Annotated in this window: 2 protein-coding genes; one reads left to right on the top strand and one right to left on the bottom strand. The window is 37.1% G+C overall.

The features are described from left to right. Nucleotides 1–221: 221 nt before the first annotated feature. The gene (locus D0T84_RS22095) at nt 222–812 is read right to left on the bottom strand and encodes a helix-turn-helix domain-containing protein (protein ID WP_163310075.1); all 591 of its coding nucleotides are present in this window, start codon (nt 810–812) and stop codon (nt 222–224) included. Nucleotides 813–1,251: 439 nt separating this feature from the next. Between D0T84_RS22095 and D0T84_RS22090 the strand changes: the two genes are divergently transcribed. Continuing rightward, nucleotides 1,252–1,596 (top strand): hypothetical protein, encoded by a 345-nt coding sequence (locus D0T84_RS22090; RefSeq protein WP_163310074.1) that lies wholly within the window; start codon nt 1,252–1,254, stop codon nt 1,594–1,596. Nucleotides 1,597–1,858 lie beyond the last annotated feature (262 nt).

The raw sequence follows: 1,858 nt of genomic DNA, 5'->3' as shown, positions 1-1,858 counted from the left end.
TATATTTGGATATTCTGACCCAAGGCGTTGCCTTGGGCTGAAATAAGACGGGCTTTCAGCCCTGATCTTTGGTCCCATAATCCTTAAGTTGATGATACTGGACCGATAACCTTCGGTTATGAATTGAATTGAATTGAAAATCAGCGGAGCTAAAATCAGGTTTTTCAAGCCTGGTTCAATATTTTTTGTTATATACTATCTTTTACTTATCCATCATAAGATTATTTCTTGTTCTTCAATTCTTCCTCTACCTTATCGGGCTCGTATTTCATGCGGAGGCGCATTATTTCGGTTTTCAGTTCCGAAATTGTCTCGGCATATTCGAACGCTTTTTCCGTGGTATAGTTGTTTTGTGAACTGCCTTCCTGAAAAGTAGAGTTTGAGTTTGTACTGTTATCCTGATTAGGGATAAGAGTTCCACTGCCACCCTCGTCTACAGTTTGTGTATAATTCTGATTAGGGATAAGAGTACCACTGCCTCCTTCATCTACATTTTGTGTATAATTCTGATTAGGGATAAGGGTACCACTGCCACCCTCCTCTACATTTTGTGTATAGTTATTGATAATATAATTTACCGTATCGTCGTGGCTATATGCTTTTAGCATATCCGCCGTTACGCCATAACCTATCGCATCGGCTATCTTTTGCAACATGCTATCATCTATATCGGCTTTTTGAAGCAGATTACACAAATGGCTGTCGGGCATATCCAGCTTATCGGCCAACTGTACCTGTGTGATCTGAAAAGCCCTCATCAGATGTTTTATATTGTTCCCCAAATGGATATTACTCTCGTTATTTGCTTTCATATCGGCTTTTTATATAATCTTATTGATACTCTGAATGCAAATATACAAATAAAGACAATTTATAGGGGTTATCTCTACTTTTTATTTAACCACGGAGTAATGGTAATTTGGCTCGTCTTCACTTTGCCGAATGTTAAGGGATTGGAACGAATAAAATTTAAACAGTTACTTAAACAGTTTCTTATTTTTGTCATGTACTATGCCGTTTCCTATAATGTATAAATATTATTACCTTACATAATTCCCTTAATTCACCAAAATGCAATGGGCTGACAATCAGCATGTAATCAAATTACTTAAAATAGTAATATTTCTAACAGAAACAATCTATACATTTGCCTGCGAAATTTTTGAAGAATAAGAGTCTGACAATCTATTCTTAGCAAAGAATAAACAAGCTCTAAAAAGAAAAAAATATTGTATAACGCAAATATTTACCGTGGTTAAAGAACAGGAAACTTCTTCTTTTCAGGAAATTATAGATGACCTCGAAAACTACATAAACGAAACCGACTTGCCGGAAAACTTTCCCGATACCCGCTTATTAATGCTGCACCTGTCGGTCATCTTGTCGCACGACATGCTGGCAAAGTATAGCCTCAAACATCTCAAATATCATCTCAAAGGTACAGGCTTACTCAACCATGTGGAGAAAATAGATAACAGCATACAGGAAATACACCTGCTATACGAAAAGGTAATCGCGCTGATAATGGATTTTCAGAGTGGACATAAAAAAGGGAATACCGTTGTTACGGATAATCAGTCTCTAAAAACTCCTTAACGTATGGCGGGTGGAAACTACTCTCCAATCTTAACTACGATGATGCAGGCTGCCGTTTCGGGCAGCCTGTTTTTTTTGAGGATATGGGTTTGGCAGTCATTTAAACAGTTACTTCTATGTTGTAATCCAAATATTCGGAGTATTATTTTTCGTTTTTATTTTTTTTTCATAAAAACAACTACATTTGTATCAGGAAGTTGAAGAGGAAACAGGCTCTGCTGGGGAGCAACTTGTCAGCAATACACTTCCTGCGTTACGCAGT

Origin of the sequence: Dysgonomonas sp. 521 (assembly GCF_010501055.1) — a bacterium.
Lineage (GTDB): Bacteria > Bacteroidota > Bacteroidia > Bacteroidales > Dysgonomonadaceae > Dysgonomonas.
The sequence above is the reverse complement of the archived record's forward strand: the minus strand, read 5'-3'. Positions and strand labels throughout refer to the sequence as shown.

Bases quoted from the DNA above. Each gene is read 5' to 3' on its own strand.
- D0T84_RS22095 (WP_163310075.1), bottom strand. From the start codon at position 812: ATGAAAGCAAATAACGAGAGTAATATCCATTTGGGGAACAATATAAAA.